The organism is Mycobacterium shunyiense (assembly GCF_058270035.1).
On sequence record NZ_JBZDPT010000031.1, the window covers coordinates 72,618 to 87,765 of the forward strand.

14 protein-coding genes are annotated in these 15,148 nt (G+C 66.6%); 9 read left to right on the plus strand and 5 right to left on the minus strand.

What is annotated here, in order from left to right; translation table 11 throughout:
• The first annotated feature begins 98 nt into the window (after positions 1-98).
• From aac(2')-Ib to AC4ELS_RS17615, 5 genes are all read left to right on the plus strand, one after another.
• Positions 99-689, plus strand: a complete 591-nt coding sequence (aac(2')-Ib, locus tag AC4ELS_RS17595) for an aminoglycoside N-acetyltransferase AAC(2')-Ib (protein WP_064885980.1) — start codon at positions 99-101, stop codon at positions 687-689.
• Between the two features lie 110 nt (positions 690-799).
• Complete coding sequence (locus AC4ELS_RS17600; protein ID WP_064957902.1) at positions 800-2,215, plus strand: nitrate/nitrite transporter; 1,416 nt, start codon at positions 800-802, stop codon at positions 2,213-2,215.
• 34 nt (positions 2,216-2,249) lie between these two features.
• Entirely contained in the window at positions 2,250-3,401 is a 1,152-nt protein-coding gene (locus AC4ELS_RS17605) for a uroporphyrinogen-III synthase (protein ID WP_064885926.1), read from the plus strand.
• A complete protein-coding gene (locus tag AC4ELS_RS17610) occupies positions 3,398-4,093 on the plus strand; it encodes a sirohydrochlorin chelatase (protein ID WP_499048427.1) in 696 nt (231 codons plus the stop codon). The genes AC4ELS_RS17605 and AC4ELS_RS17610 overlap by 4 nt, the downstream gene beginning before the upstream one ends.
• A 751-nt stretch (positions 4,094-4,844) precedes the next feature.
• Positions 4,845-5,018: a hypothetical protein gene (locus AC4ELS_RS17615; protein ID WP_236734856.1), complete on the plus strand. Its 174-nt coding sequence runs from the start codon at positions 4,845-4,847 to the stop codon at positions 5,016-5,018.
• Here AC4ELS_RS17615 and nirD read toward each other — a convergent pair.
• The 3 genes from nirD to AC4ELS_RS17630 all read right to left on the minus strand — a co-directional run bounded on the left by nirD (position 5,003) and on the right by AC4ELS_RS17630 (position 9,497).
• A complete protein-coding gene (gene nirD / locus AC4ELS_RS17620; protein WP_055119723.1) occupies positions 5,003-5,374 on the minus strand; it encodes a nitrite reductase small subunit NirD in 372 nt (123 codons plus the stop codon). The two genes, AC4ELS_RS17615 and nirD, sit on opposite strands and share 16 nt — an antisense overlap.
• Positions 5,371-7,971: a nitrite reductase large subunit NirB gene (gene nirB / locus AC4ELS_RS17625; RefSeq protein WP_499048429.1), complete on the minus strand. Its 2,601-nt coding sequence runs from the start codon at positions 7,969-7,971 to the stop codon at positions 5,371-5,373. The genes nirD and nirB overlap by 4 nt, the downstream gene beginning before the upstream one ends.
• 113 nt (positions 7,972-8,084) lie before the next feature.
• Positions 8,085-9,497, minus strand: a complete 1,413-nt coding sequence (locus tag AC4ELS_RS17630; RefSeq protein ID WP_498883125.1) for an aminotransferase-like domain-containing protein — start codon at positions 9,495-9,497, stop codon at positions 8,085-8,087.
• Between AC4ELS_RS17630 and AC4ELS_RS17635 the strand changes: the two genes are divergently transcribed.
• Complete coding sequence (locus AC4ELS_RS17635) at positions 9,496-10,404, plus strand: DMT family transporter (RefSeq protein ID WP_499048432.1); 909 nt, start codon at positions 9,496-9,498, stop codon at positions 10,402-10,404. The two genes, AC4ELS_RS17630 and AC4ELS_RS17635, sit on opposite strands and share 2 nt — an antisense overlap.
• Before the next feature lie 60 nt (positions 10,405-10,464).
• Here the strand turns inward: AC4ELS_RS17635 and AC4ELS_RS17640 are convergent, their stop codons facing one another.
• Together AC4ELS_RS17640 and AC4ELS_RS17645 are read right to left on the minus strand one after the other, a co-directional pair.
• The gene (locus AC4ELS_RS17640) at positions 10,465-10,941 is read right to left on the minus strand and encodes a hypothetical protein (RefSeq protein WP_498883127.1); all 477 of its coding nucleotides are present in this window, start codon (positions 10,939-10,941) and stop codon (positions 10,465-10,467) included.
• Between the two features lie 114 nt (positions 10,942-11,055).
• Entirely contained in the window at positions 11,056-11,814 is a 759-nt protein-coding gene (locus AC4ELS_RS17645; RefSeq protein WP_498883128.1) for an isocitrate lyase/PEP mutase family protein, read from the minus strand.
• A 211-nt stretch (positions 11,815-12,025) separates the two neighbouring features.
• Here AC4ELS_RS17645 and AC4ELS_RS17650 point away from each other — a divergent pair, with 211 nt between their 5' ends.
• The 3 genes from AC4ELS_RS17650 to AC4ELS_RS17660 are packed head-to-tail and all read left to right on the plus strand — an operon-like array spanning position 12,026 to position 15,147.
• A complete protein-coding gene (locus AC4ELS_RS17650) occupies positions 12,026-12,322 on the plus strand; it encodes an Rv0250c family protein (RefSeq protein ID WP_055119715.1) in 297 nt (98 codons plus the stop codon).
• Positions 12,323-12,372: 50 nt separating this feature from the next.
• A complete protein-coding gene (sdhC, locus tag AC4ELS_RS17655; RefSeq protein WP_055119713.1) occupies positions 12,373-13,203 on the plus strand; it encodes a succinate dehydrogenase subunit SdhC in 831 nt (276 codons plus the stop codon).
• A 33-nt stretch (positions 13,204-13,236) separates the two neighbouring features.
• Entirely contained in the window at positions 13,237-15,147 is a 1,911-nt protein-coding gene (locus tag AC4ELS_RS17660) for a fumarate reductase/succinate dehydrogenase flavoprotein subunit (protein ID WP_064885915.1), read from the plus strand.
• Position 15,148 lies beyond the last annotated feature (1 nt).

Consider the following 15,148-nt stretch of genomic DNA (forward strand, 5'->3'; position numbering starts at 1 on the left):
CCGGCGCTCGGGGAGCCCGCGCCCCGGGGAGCTCGGCCGATGCGCTGGACGGCCCGCAAGCTAGAGACACCGGCGCGCGGCGCTGGTAGAACATGGGTGTGCCCACACAGGATGTCAGCTCGCCGTCCGTCCGAGGCGGGATCCTGCACACCGCGCGACTCGTCCACACCTCCGATCTCGACCACGAGACCCGTGAGGGCGCGCGGCGCATGGTCATCGAGGCCTTCGACGGCGATTTCAGTGACGCCGACTGGGAGCACTCGCTCGGCGGGATGCACGCGTTCATCTGCCATCACGGCGCCCTCATCGCCCACGCCGCCGTGGTCCAGCGCCGCCTGATCTACCGCGACACCGCGCTGCGCTGCGGCTACGTGGAAGCCGTGGCGGTACGCGAGGATTGGCGCGGCCAGGGCCTGGCCACCGCCGTCATGGACGCCGTCGAGCAGGTTTTGCGCGGCGCCTACCAACTCGGCGCACTCAGCTCATCGGAGTCCGCACGGGACATGTACCTCTCCCGCGGGTGGGTGCCCTGGCAGGGCACGACCTCGGTGCTGCAGCCGGCCGGTGTGACGCGCACACCCGAGGACGACCGGGGGCTGTTCGTCCTCCCGATCGATCTGCCGGCAGGCTTGGAACTCGACACCACAGCCGAGATCACCTGCGACTGGCGCGACGGGGACGTCTGGTAACCACCGGACGCACAGTCTCACACCCATGTGTGTGAGCGGGTGAGCGGAATTTCACGGCCGGGTCACCGCAGGGCGCATTCGGGCAATAAACGCTTCCTAGCGTTTCCGCCATGCCCACTCTGTTGAAGTCGAATCGCATCACGAACTGGGATCCCGAGGACACTGTGGCCTGGGAAGCCGGCAACAAGTACATCGCGCGACGGAATCTGATCTGGTCGGTTTTCGCCGAACACGTCGGCTTCTCCGTCTGGTCCATCTGGTCGGTCATGGTCCTGTTCATGCCCGAGGCGGTCTACGGCTTCTCGGCCGGGGACAAATTCCTGCTCGGCGCGACCGCCACCCTGGTGGGCGCGTGCCTGCGGATTCCGTACACCTTGGCCACCGCCACGTTCGGCGGCCGCAACTGGACGGTGTTCTCCGCTTTCGTGCTCCTGATCCCCACGGTGGGAACCATGTTGCTGCTGGCCCATCCAGGCCTGCCGCTCTGGCCCTACCTGATCTGTGCGGCCCTCGCCGGGTTCGGCGGCGGCAACTTCGCCTCGTCGATGACCAACATCAACGCCTTCTACCCGCAACGACTCAAGGGCTGGGCACTGGGCCTCAACGCCGGCGGCGGCAACATCGGTGTTCCCATGATCCAGCTGGTCGGCCTGCTGGTGATCGCCACCGCAGGTAACCGCTCCCCGTACTGGGTGTGCGCCATCTACCTCGTCGCATTGGCCGTTGCCGGCATCGGCGCGGCGTTGTGCATGGACAACCTCGAGCAGCACAAGATCGACCTCGGTGCGATGAAATCGATTCTGGCAGTACGCGATACCTGGGTGATCTCGCTGCTCTACATCGGCACCTTCGGATCCTTCATCGGGTTCTCCTTCGCCTTCGGCCAGGTCCTGCAGATCAACTTCGCCGCAGGTGGTCAAACGGCGGCGCAGGCGTCGCTGCATGCCGCACAGATCGCCTTCATCGGCCCGTTGCTCGGTTCGGTCTCGCGGGTGTACGGAGGCAAGTTGGCCGACCGGATCGGCGGCGGCCGGGTGACCCTGGCGGTGTTCGGCGGCATGATCTTGGCGGCCGGGCTGCTGGTCGCGATCAGCATGTTCGACGATCAGACCGCGGGTGCCGCCAACGGTCTGATGATGAGCGGCTACGTCATCGGATTTGTGGCCCTGTTCCTGCTCAGCGGCCTGGGTAACGGATCTGTCTACAAGATGATCCCGTCCATCTTCGAGGCCCGCAGCCACTCGCTGGACATGAGCGAGGAAGACCGGCAGCACTGGTCACGGTCGATGTCCGGCGCACTGATCGGCTTCGCCGGTGCGATCGGGGCCTTGGGTGGATTCGGCATCAACATGGCACTGCGTCAGTCCTACCTGTCCAGCGGATCGGCGACCGCGGCGTTCTGCCTCTTCCTGGCCTTCTACATCCTCGCCTCGGCGTGCACGTGGTTCCGCTACGTCCGCCGGCCTGCTGCGACGGGCGTCACAACGGTCGCCGAAGACCGACACGCCTCGGCAATGGCCGGGTAATCACTTGGAAACACGAGATACCTTCACTGGACACATGACCGAGCCCGACTGGGCACCGCTCACCGGCTTTCGCGTGGCGGTGACCTCCGCCCGACGTTCCGATGAGCTCAGCGCGCTGCTGACCAGGCGCGGCGCGACGGTTACCAGTGCGGCCGCCATCACGATGGTCCCGTTGCCCGACGATGAGGAACTACGCGCGCACACCGAGTCGCTCATCGCCGTGCCCCCGGACATCGTGGTGGCCACCACGGGTATCGGCTTCCGCGGCTGGTTCGCCGCCGCCGACGGGTGGGGCCTGGCCGGCGAACTGACCGACGCGCTGGGCAAGGCCCGCATCGTCTCCCGTGGCCCGAAAGCCACCGGGGCCTTGCGAGCCGCGGGCCTGCCCGAGGAATGGTCACCGGAATCGGAATCCTCCCGGGAAGTGTTGCGCTACCTCATCGAGCAGGGCGTGGCAGGGCAACGAATCGCCGTACAACTGCACGGAGCCACCGACGAATGGGACCCGTTCCCCGAGTTTCTCGACGAGATGCGGGCCGCGGGAGCCGATGTGGTGCCGATCCGGGTGTATCGCTGGCATCCCGCGCCACGGGACGGCGAATTCGACCAGATGGTCGCCGGAATCGCCGAACGACGTTTCGATGCAGTCAGTTTCACCTCGGCCATGGCCGTTGCCTCGGTCCTGATGCGGGCCACCGAGATGGACCTCGCCGACCGGGTGCTGGCCGCACTGCGCACCGACGTCCACGCCATGTGCGTCGGCCCGGTCACCGCGCGGCCACTAGTCCGCCTCGGTGTGCCGACCTCGGCACCGGAGCGAATGCGGTTGGGCGCCTTGGCCCGTCACATCACCGATGAACTGCCCCTGCTCCAGGCGCGGACCGTCCACGTCGCCGGACACTCGCTCGAGATCCGGGGCACGTGTGTCCTTGTCGACGGCGCGGTCAAGTCGCTGTCCCCGGCTTCGATGGCCACCATCCGGGCCCTGTCGCAACGGCCTGGGGCGGTGGTGTCGCGGTTCGATCTGCTCAGCGCACTGCCGGGCACCGGCACCGATACCCACGCCGTGGAGACCGCGGTGCTGCGGCTTCGTACTGCGTTGGGAGACAAGAACATCGTGTCGACAGTGGTCAAGCGGGGTTACCGGCTGGCCGTCGACGACGCCGAGATGGCCCGGATCCGATGAGCCTGGTCCTGGTGGCGCACGGCACCCGCAAGCCGGGCGGCGTGGCGATGGTCGGCGATCTCGCCGCGCGGGTATCCGACCTACTGGGCCGGCCTGTGCACGTGTCGTTTGTCGACGTGGTCGGACCGACCCCCAGTGAGGTTCTCGCGTCGCTGCCGACGGATGCCCCCGCAGTGGTGGTACCGGCATTCCTGGCTGCCGGATATCACGTCCGGGTCGACGTTCCCGCCCACGTGTCCGCCAGTGAGCACCCGGCCGTCACCGTCACCAAGCCGCTGGGCCCCTGCCCGGGAACGGTCCGGGTTCTCGCCGATCGGCTCATCGAATCCGGATGGCGGCCAGGCGATTCGGTAGTCCTGGCGGCCGCGGGGACCTCGGACAGAAATGCCCAATCTGACCTTCGCCGTACCGCTGCGCTGCTGTCAGCGATGACCGGCGATCGCGTAGAACTGGCCTTCGCCGCCACCGGCGCGCCGAGTGTTGCCGAAGCCGTCTCCGCGCAACGCGGCCGCGGCCATCGCCGCATAGCTGTGGCGTCCTACCTGCTCGCCGACGGGCTTTTCCAGGACCGGCTGCGTGAATCCGGCGCCGACCTCGTCAGTGAACCACTGGGCACCCACCCCGGCATGGTTCGACTGATCGCGAACCGCTTCCGGCGCGCCGGAGTACTGAGCCTGCCTGCCGCGGCGTAGCCGGATCGAGTGCGCGACGAGCGGCCCGGCCCAGCCCACGATCATCAGTGCGCCGCCGGCACCCGCGACTGACAAGGCCGCAGATCGTCGCGCACCGACCATCTCGGAACATTGCTCGACGTAATCGCTGGCCATGTATCCCGGCCCGGCGAGCGTGTGTTGATCCAGGTTCAGGCGGTCCTGCTGGGCGGCAACTTGGTAGTTCGGATGCGCTCCGTTACCGCACGGAATTGGTTCGCCGGCACGATCCACGGCATTCAAACCCAGAGGCACCAACGCTGCCCCGAGTGCGCCCAGCATCGCTGCCGCCCCCACCAGATTCAAAACCGAACGCGCAAACATCCCTTGTCAGCCCCTCTGACGCCGCTTCCTTGAGAGGGAGTCTAAACACACCCAGCGAACAATTCTAGTTAGCCAGCGAGAGGTACGCCACGCCATTGATGACATTCACCGATGGTGCAATTCTGGCAAATTTCCCAGGGAAACAGCCGTTGTACAGGTAGTTGACGCGGTAACAAATTTCCCGATCGTTTGCCGGCGGCTCACCGTGGCAGATCGGACCCGAGAACTCAGCTATCGTTATCGCGATCATCGGACAGCGTGACGGGAGTGCAGGTAAAGGTGCAGGTGACAACACCGGTGGGCGCTGCCCGCCACGGCGGCGTACTCGGCCGTGCGGCCCGGTAACCGGGTCCCGGCCGAACGTCTGCGTGAACACCTGCTGAACACTCTGGAACGCACGTCTCGGCCGATGACGACCTCACAGCTACGCGACGACATGCACGAGCATTTCCGTGCACCCGTCGTCATCGAGTCCGTGTACCGCAATCTGACGGTGCTCGAACGACGCGGCGCCGTCGAACGCCGCAAACTCCAGGGGCGGGACGCGCACTGGAGCAAAGCGCCCGATCAGGCCGCGAGCTGAACGAACCCTCCCGGGGTGACCCGCGTGCGGTAGACCGGGATCGCCACGGCGGTGTCGTCGAGGCAACGACCGTCATCGAGTGCGAAGGCCTGCTTCTTGATCGGCGACTGCACCGTTGCGCGTCCACCACGATCTCCCACGATCCCGCGCGAGAGCACCGCGGCTCCGGAGAACGGGTCGATGTTTCCCACCGCGTGCAACGTGCCGTCGTCGAGACGGAACAGTGCCGCCTGCGAGCCGTCGGGCAGCAGTACCGCGACGCCACGGCAGGGCATCAGATAGTCATAGCGGCAGGCCGTCGTCCACCCTGAAACCGAAGGGGTGTACACGTCGTTGCCATCGTCGAGCAGGGTCATTTCGCCTCCTGGATAATTGACGGCATACCGAGATTCGTTTTGCTCGTCGCGTCCACGAAATCCGTAGCGCCCGGCACCTTCCGGCCGGCCCGCTCGGTGAAGGTGATGGTCGGATCGTCCACATCGGGTGCATTGACGAACGACACGAAGCGCGAGAGCTTCTCCGGATCCTCGAGCACGCCCTTCCATTCGCAGGCGTAGCCGGCAACGTGACGTTCCATGGCCGCCTCGAATTCGGCCGCCAGGCCGAGGGAGTCCCCACACACGACCTCGCGCAGGTGGTCCAGGCCGCCATCAAGAGCTTCCAACCAGGGGGCCGTCCTTTGCAGCCGATCCGCGGTGCGGATGTAGAACATCAGGAAACGGTCGATGTAGCGGACCAGCGTCTCGTCATCGAGATCCCCGGCCAGCAGCTGGGCGTGCCGCGGTGACATGCCGCCATTGCCGCACACGTAGAGGTTCCAGCCCTGTTCGGTGGCGATGATGCCGACGTCCTTGCTCTGCGCCTCCGCGCACTCACGCGCACATCCCGAGACGGCCATCTTGATCTTGTGCGGCGCGCGCAGGCCCCGGTAACGCTTCTCGATCTCGACGGCCATGTTCACCGAATCCTGCTGCCCGTACCGGCACCAGGTGCTGCCCACGCAGCTCTTCACCGTGCGCAGCGACTTGCCGTAGGCGTGCCCGGACTCCATGCCCCCCTCGACCAGACGCGCCCAGATCTGCGGCAACTGCTCCACGCGGGCACCGAACATGTCGATCCGCTGGCCGCCGGTGATCTTGGTGTAGAGATCGAAATCCCTTGCGATCTCACCGATCAGGATCAGCTGCTCCGGGGTGATCTCCCCGCCGGGCGACCGCGGCACCACCGAGTAACTGCCGTTCTTCTGGATGTTGGCCAGGAAGTGGTCGTTCGAATCCTGCAGTGAGGCCTGCTCACCGGAGAGCACGTGGTCGGAACTGGTGGAGGCCAGGATCGACGCGACGGTGGGTTTGCAGATGTCGCAACCCTTTCCGGTACCGAACTTCTCGATCAGACCGGAGAAGGTACGGATCTCGGTGGCACCGATGATCTCGAAGAGTTCGGCCCGCGACTGGCTGAAGTGCTCGCACAGCGCCTTGGACTGCTCGACCCCCTCGGCCTCCAGCAGCTGCTTGAGGAGCGGGACGCAGGATCCACACGAGGTGCCGGCCAGCGTGCACTTCTTCAGGCTGGGCACATCGTCGCAGCCACCGCAGATGGCTTCCTTGAGATCGCCCTTGGTCACGTTGTTGCACGAGCAGATCTGGGCGATGTCGGGCAGCGCACCGACACCGAGAGCCGAAGCCCCGGAGGCGCCTTCAGCGGCCGGTGCGATCAACGACAGCGGGTCACCCGGCAGTTCGCTGGCCACCATCGGACGCAGCACCCCGTAGGCCGACGCGTCACCGACCAGGATGCCGCCGAGCAGCGTCTTGGCGTCGTCGGAGAGGACCAGCTTGGCGTAGGTCTGCTTCACCGGATCGTTGACGACGACATCCAGGCAGTTCGGCGTCCGACCCTGGGCATCACCGAAGCTGGCCACGTCCACGCCGAGCAGTTTGAGTTTGGTGGACATGTCGGCTTCGGGGAACTCGGCCGCGCCGCCGAGCAGCCGATCGGCGACCACCTCGGCGCTGGTGTAGCCGGGGCCCACCAAGCCGTAGCAGCGCCCCTCGATCGCGGCCACCTCACCGATCGCAAAGATGCTGGGATCACTGGTGACACAGGACAAATCAGTCATCACACCGCCGCGCTGCGCGATGTCGAGACCCGCTTGACGGGCCAGCTCGTCACGCGGACGCACCCCGGCCGCGAACACGATCACACTGGCATCGACACTGCTGCCGTCATTGAGCGACACCCGCACCGAATCGTCGATCCGAGATTTCTTCAGCGGCTTGTGCCGCTGCACCGGCTGAATGCTCTCGGTGCTGACGCCGGTGTGCACCTCGATACCGAGGCCCCTGATCATCCGGTTCAGCAGGGCACCGCCGGCCGGATCGAGCTGTGCCGCCATCAGATGCGGCGACATCTCCAGGACGTGGGTCGCCAACCCGAACGCGCGCAACGCATTCGCGGCCTCCAGGCCGAGCAGGCCGCCACCGATCACCACGCCGACCGGCGTCTTCGAATCGCGCGCGGCCAGTGCGCCGGCCCGGATGGCGTCGAGGTCATCCAGCGTGCGGTAGACGTGGCAGTGCGGCAGGTCGTGGCCGGGCACCGGCGGCACGAAGGCATACGAACCGGTGGCCAGCACCAGCGCGTCGTACCCGATGCTCTCACCCTCGGCGGTGCGGACGGTCTTGGCATCCCGGTCGATCTCGGCGACCGCGCAGCCCAACCGCAGGTCGACCCGGTCGTCGCCGGAGTAGGCATTACCGGGCAGCGCCAGCCGGGACCGGTCCCAGTGCTCGGTGTAACCGGTCAGGCCGACCCGGTCATAGGCGGCGTCAGCTTCCTCGGACAAGACGGTGACCCGCCAGGTTCCCGCGGCGTCACGGGACCGCAACGCCTCGACGAAGCGGTGTCCCACCATGCCGTGTCCGATGACCACGACGTTCTGTGTTGACGACATACGGCGAGGTTAGAAACCCGACGTTGCCGAAATGTCGCCCTGTGTGAATCGCCCGTCACGGTGTGCTCACGGTCCGCGCGCCGCAGATGTGAGATTGCCGGGCGGTGTGCCGGTCAGCCCGCTTGACGCTCCAGCGCCCGGCCGATGACCCGGGCCGCCTCGTCGAAACGCTGCGGATCGGGCCCGGAATAGTTGAGTCGCAGGTAAGGCCCGGACGGCTCGGCGGGAAACCACTCATTGCCTGCCGCGACCAGCACCGACTCGGCCTCGCACTCACGCACCAGGCGCGCCAGGTTGATCGCATCGGGCAGCCGCAGCCACAGGTGAAGCCCGCCGCGGGGCACCTGCTCCAACTGCGCCCCGGATGCGTGCTCGGCGAGCGCGGTGATCAACTGATCACGTCGGGCCCGTAATTGCCGACGCACGTCGCGCAGGTGGGTTCGCCAGGCCGGCTGGGTCACCACATCCAGCGCGGCGGCCTGCAACAGCCCACTGACATACATCGACTCCGCTCCACGATCGGCGAGAATCCGGTCGCGCGCAGGACCTCTGGCCACCATCGCGGCCACCCGGACCGACGGCGACACACTCTTGGTCAGCGACCTCAGATAGATGACGTGGCCCGCGTCGTCGGATGCCGCCACCGGCCGGGACGTGCTGTCGATACCGAAATCGTGTGCCCAGTCATCCTCGACCAGGAAGGCGCCGTGACTGCGGACCACCTCGAGCACCTGGCCGGCCAGGTCCGGATCCCATTGCCCACCGGTCGGATTGGCGAAGTTGGGCTGAGCGTAGAACACCCGGGCGCCACTTTGGGCGAACGCACGCGAAAGTTCCTCGGGGTCAGGGCCTCTCGGCCCGCTCGGTACCGGCACCAACCGCACACCGCTCTGAGCCGCCGCCAGGATGGCGCCCCAGTAACTGGGTGACTCGATCAACATCGGCTGCCCGAATCCGACCAGGGCGCGAAAGATGGAGCTCAGGCCACTCTGGCTCCCGGGCAACACGATCACCTCACGTGCCGTCGGCGCGGTCACGCCGGCCCCGAACGACTCGGCCAGTTCCTGGGCGAACCACGCTTGCAGATCGGGGCGGCCGGGCGCAGGCGCCGGGCTCAGCGCAGCGTCCCCGCGGGCAGCTCGGGCGAATGCGGTGCGGACCAACCGCTGAGGAAGCAATTCGTGAACGGGATAGCCGGAGTGCAACGCGATCAGGTCGGGCGCGACGCTCCGCAGCGGAGTCGACAGCGCCGGGATCCGCGCTTGCGGGGATCCCAGGGCGGCCGTCTGCCAGCCGTAGTCGGGAAGGCGCGCGCTGCGCACCGCGCGCACGAACGTTCCGACACCCGGCCGGCTCTCCACCAGGCCCTGACTCCGCAGCGTGCGCATGGCCTTGGCCACCGTCACCGGACTGGCAGCGTATTCCGCCACCAGAGCGCGGTTGGACGGTAGCTGCGCGCCCGGCGGCGCGGTGGCGACCCACTTTCGCAGACCGGACACGATGCGGTCAGTGCTATCGTTATCCATGTTGAAACAGAGTAGCGCTACTCCCCATAGTTCGTCAGCGCTATCCCACCCCGGGTTGTGGTGGGGATTGTTGGGCGTGACGGCCTTCTCGTTCACCATCGTGTTCACCAAGGTCGCCATCGGCGGACTGTCTCCCCTGTTCATCGGCGCCGGGCGCGCCGTCGTCGCCGCCGCCATCGCGGTCGCCGCCCTGGCCCTGACCCGACAGGCGCTGCCCACGGGCCGGCAATGGGCACGGTTGGCCGTGGTGGCCGCCGGGGTCGTGGCCGGGTTTCCGCTACTGACCTCTTATGCGCTGACGGTCGTCCCGGCCAGTCACGGCGCCATCGTGGTGGCGCTACTTCCGGCCGCCACCGCGGTGTGCGCGGTGCTGCGCGGCCACGAGCGTCCGCCGGGCACCTTCTGGGCGTTGGCCGCCGCCGGGGCGCTGGCGGCGGTGGTGTTCGCCATGGTGCACGGCGCCGGCCTCGGTCATCTGAGCTGGCCGGACCTCCTGCTGTTCGGCGCGGTGCTCGCCGCGGCGATCGGGTACGCCGAGGGCGGTTTGCTGGCCAGGGAACTGGGCGCGTGGCAGACCGTGTCGTGGGCCCTGGTGGTCGCGGCGCCGGTGATGCTGGCCTTGACGACGCTGGCCGTGATGCAGCAACCGCCGCATGCGACGCCGGTGCAGTGGACGGCATTCGGGTATCTCGCAGCCGTCAGCATGTACCTGGGCTTCTTCGCCTGGTACCGCGGCCTGGCCATCGGACCCATGACACAGGTGAGCCAGGTGCAGTTGATCCAACCGGTTCTCACCCTCGGCTGGGCCGCGCTGCTGCTGCACGAACGGCTGACCTGGTCGACAGTGCTCGGCGGCGCGGTGGTCATCGGATGTGCGGCGCTGGCCGTTCGCGTCCGCCTGCGGTGATTCTTCGGACCGACGCCGAAAGCCGGTGGAACCCTTGGGTTCCACCGGCTTTCGCATGGGTCAGATGTTTACCGGGAAATCCGAGCTGTAGACGTCACCGCGAATGCGTCCCGGTAACGGTGGCCCCTCGACGACCACCCACGCCTGCGTGGCATCCGCAGCCAATTGGCCGGCGACCGTCACGGTCGCCGTCCCACTCGCATCGGTGTGCAGCGTTGCACCCGCCACCCCGGGATCCCCGACGTTGCACGTAGCCACCGACGGCCGCGGCAGTTGGATGAGCCTGACCCGGTAGTCGGTGTCGGGCGTGGCCGACTGCAGCGACACCTCGGCACCTACGTGCGAGCCGTCGGCACCGATGCTGGCCCGGCCGGAGCCGGAACCCGAGCCCATCCCGCCGAGAAACAACGCCTTCGTGAAATCACATCCGCGGATGGAGTTCGACAACGGCACCGTCGTCGCCGCTCCGGCCGGTGCCGCACCGACCCCACTGAGCACCAGCCCACCGGCCGCAGCCAGTGTCACCACACTTCTCATGCGCCAACCCATCGCCGCATCCCACCTGCTCGACGTATCAGTGCGTCATTATTGGCACAGATCGCACACCGAGAAGCGGAAGTTCGCGCAAAAAGACGGGTCGGCCGCGAACGGCTAGCGCCAGCGCCTCAGCACGTCTTTGGCCCGCGCACTCAGCACGGCCTGCAGGAACGGCCCGAAGGTAATCCGCCCCACTCCGATGGCCGCCAACGCGGCGAAGTCGGCGGAATCCGCCGGAACTGTCACGCTGACCGGCAGCGGCACGGCAGAAACGAAGCGCCCCAGTCCTTCCGGGTCGGCCAGGCCGGCCGGGAACAGCGAATCGGCACCGGCGGCCGCCGCCTCGGACAGGCGAGCGATCCCCCGATCCACCCGATCGGCGGCATCCCCGTCCTTGCGCAGGAACAGGTCCGTGCGCGCATTGATCACCACGTGCACACCCGCGGCGTCGGCGGCCGCGCGCAACTGCCCGACCAACTCGGCGTGCTCGGCCGGACTGCGCAGTCGCTTGTCCTCCTTGTGCACGGTGTCCTCAAGGTTGAAGCCGACCGCTCCGACGTCGAGCAGGCCCTCGATCAGCCGCTCCGGCCGCTCGCCATAGCCGGATTCGATGTCCACCGACACCGGCACATCCACCGCCTCGGTGATCTGCCGTACCCGGGTCAGCACGTCGTCGAATGACATTCCCTCTCCGTCGGACTTGCCGATGGACTCGGCCAGCGGGTGGCTACCCACCGTGAGTGCCGAAAACCCCTCGCCGACTGCCAACCGGGCCGACCAGGCGTCCCAGACCGTGGGCAGCACAACGGGGTTGCCGGGCCGGTGCAGCGCCAGCAGCGCCGCAGCCCGGTCCTGCAACGTGGTCTCACTCATACGTCCTCCAGATGCTCAGATGTGCTGCTCAGATGTCATACGGCCGACCGCGAAGCCGCCGAAACCAACACTACGACCTGGGTTCCCGGAGCTCATCCGGTGCGCCGACCGACGACCCTCCGGACGTGATGCGCATCACGTCCCGATCGTGATGTGGCTAGCATTGGTTGTCGTACTGTGAGCCCCGACACCTTCAGCCCGAGGAGGTCACTTGTCCACCACCACTGAGTTCTCCGAACTGCACAACCTGATCGGCGACATGCGTCGTTGCGTCACCACGTTGGCGGCGAAGTACGGGGATTCCCCCGCCATGCGCCGCGTCGTGAACGACGCCGAGCGGATCCTCAACGACATCGAGCGGTTGGACATCGACGCCGAAGAGTTGGAGATGCGTCACGGCGTGACTCGCCAAAAACAAGGCCGCGAAAAGATCGGCATCCCCGACACCCAATACGGAAGCGAGTTCTGGCAGGACGTCGCCGACGAGGGTCTCGGCGGATACCGCTGAGCACGCGGGCGCCTGCGCCCGCCGGACAACTGAACTGAAGAAAGGGAACCGTGAGCGCACCCACTGCTGACCGTCGCGCGACCGGGGTCTTCTCGTCAACACGAGCGCAGATCCCCGAGCGCACCCTCCGGACCGATCGGTGGTGGCAGTCGCCCCTGGTCGTCGATCTCGGCTTCGCCGCCTTCGTCGTCTATGCGACTGTGCGCGCTTTCCTGCAGAGCAATTACTACGTACCGCAGTACAACTATCTGACGCCGTTCTACTCACCGTGCGTCAGCCAGGGCTGCACCCCGGAGGCCAGCCACTTCTGGCCACAGTTCCTGCCCGACGTGTGGTGGCTGCCGTACGCGGCCTTGTCACTGCCGTTCCTGCTGCTGTTCCGCCTGACCTGCTACTACTATCGCGGCGCGTACTACCGCTCGGTCTGGCAGTCGCCCACCGCATGCGCGGTCGCCGAGCCGCACGCGAAGTACACGGGCGAGAGCCGGCTGCCGCTGATCATCCAGAACACCCACCGGTACTTCTTCTACATCGCCGGCATCATCTCGCTGATCAACTCCTATGACGCGATCGTCGCGTTCCACTCGGACAAGACCGCCAGCGGCTTCGGCTTCGGCCTCGGCAACCTCATCCTGCTGGGCAACGTCATCATGCTGTGGGTCTACACCCTGTCCTGCCATTCGTGCCGCCACGTCGCGGGCGGACGCCTCAAGCATTTCTCCAAACACCCTGTGCGGTACTGGATGTGGACGCAGATCAGCAAGCTCAACGTCCGCCACAAGCAGTACGCGTGGATCACGCTCGGCACCCTGATGCTGACGGACTTCTACATCATGCTGGTAGCCAGTGGCACCATCTCTGACCTGAGATTCATTGGTTAGCAACCGTTTACACAAATTAGGGATAAAGACTGCATGACATCGGAATTGGAACGGCACTCCTACGACGTAGTCGTGATCGGTGCCGGTGGGGCTGGACTACGCGCCGTGATCGAGGCACGCGAACGCGGCCTGCGCGTGGCGGTGGTGACCAAGTCGTTGTTCGGCAAGGCCCACACCGTGATGGCCGAGGGCGGGTGCGCCGCGGCGATGCGCAACGTCAACACCAAGGATTCCTGGCAGGTCCACTTCGGTGACACCATGCGCGGCGGCAAGTTCCTCAACAACTGGCGGATGGCCGAGCTGCACGCGCAGGAAGCCCCCGACCGGGTGTGGGAGCTGGAAACCTATGGCGCGCTGTTCGACCGGACCAAGGACGGCAAGATCAGCCAGCGCAACTTCGGCGGACACACCTACCCAAGGCTGGCCCACGTCGGCGACCGCACCGGCCTGGAGATCATCCGCACGCTGCAGCAGAAGATCGTCTCGCTGCAGCAGGAGGACAAGGCCGAGCTCGGCGACTACGAAGCCCGGATCAAGGTCTTCCACGAGTGCTCGATCACCGAACTGATCAAAGACGGCGACCGGATCGCGGGCGCCTTCGGTTACTACCGCGAGACCGGAAACTTCGTGCTGTTCGAGGCTCCCGCGATCGTGCTGGCCACCGGCGGTATCGGCAAGTCGTTCAAGGTGTCGTCGAACTCCTGGGAGTACACCGGTGACGGCCACGCCCTGGCGCTGCGCGCCGGGTCCGGTCTGATCAACATGGAGTTCATCCAGTTCCACCCGACCGGCATGGTGTGGCCGCTGTCGGTGAAGGGCATCCTGGTCACCGAAGGTGTCCGCGGTGACGGCGGAGTGCTGAAGAACTCCGAGGGCAAGCGGTTCATGTTCGACTACATCCCCTCGGTGTTCAAGGGCCAGTACGCCGAGACCGAGGAAGAAGCCGACCAGTGGCTCAAGGACAACGATTCGGCGCGCCGCACCCCTGACCTGCTCCCCCGCGACGAGGTGGCCCGCGCCATCAACTCCGAGGTCAAGGCGGGCCGCGGTTCGCCGCATGGCGGTGTCTACCTCGACATCGCCTCGCGCATGCCCACCGAGGAGATCAAGCGCCGGTTGCCCTCGATGTACCACCAGTTCATGGAGCTGGCCGAAGTCGACATCACCAAGGACGAGATGGAAGTCGGCCCGACCTGTCACTACGTGATGGGCGGTATCGAGGTCGATCCGGACACCGGAGGCGCCGCCACCCTCGGGCTGTTCGCAGCAGGAGAGTGCTCGGGCGGTATGCACGGCTCGAATCGCCTTGGTGGCAACTCACTTTCGGATCTGCTGGTGTTCGGGCGGCGCGCCGGACTGGGTGCAGCCGACTATGTGCAGGCGCTGCCGGAGCGGCCCAAGGTGTCGGAGGCCGCACTCATCGAGGCCACCGAACTAGCGCTGGCGCCGTTCGAAACTCACACGAACCCGGAGAATCCGTACACGCTGCACGCCGAATTGCAGCAGTGCATGAACGACCTGGTCGGCATCATCCGCAAGGCCGACGAGATCGAGGAAGCGCTGACCAAGCTCGCCGAGCTGCGCACCCGCGTGCACAACGTCAGCGTCGAGGGCGGCCGCGTCTTCAATCCGGGCTGGCACCTGGCCATCGACATGCGCAACATGCTGCTCGTCAGCGAGTGCGTCGCCAAGGCCGCGCTGGCCCGCACCGAAAGCCGTGGCGGACACACCCGCGACGACCATCCGGAGATGGACGCCAACTGGCGCAACACTCTGCTGGTGTGCCGCGCGTCCGGCGATGACCAGGTGGTGCCGGACGTGACCGTGACGCCCGAGTCGCAGCTGCCCATGCGGGAGGACCTGCTGGCGACGTTCGAACTGTCCGAACTCGAAAAGTATTACACCGAGCAAGAACTGGCCGAACACCCCGATAGGAAGGGCTGAG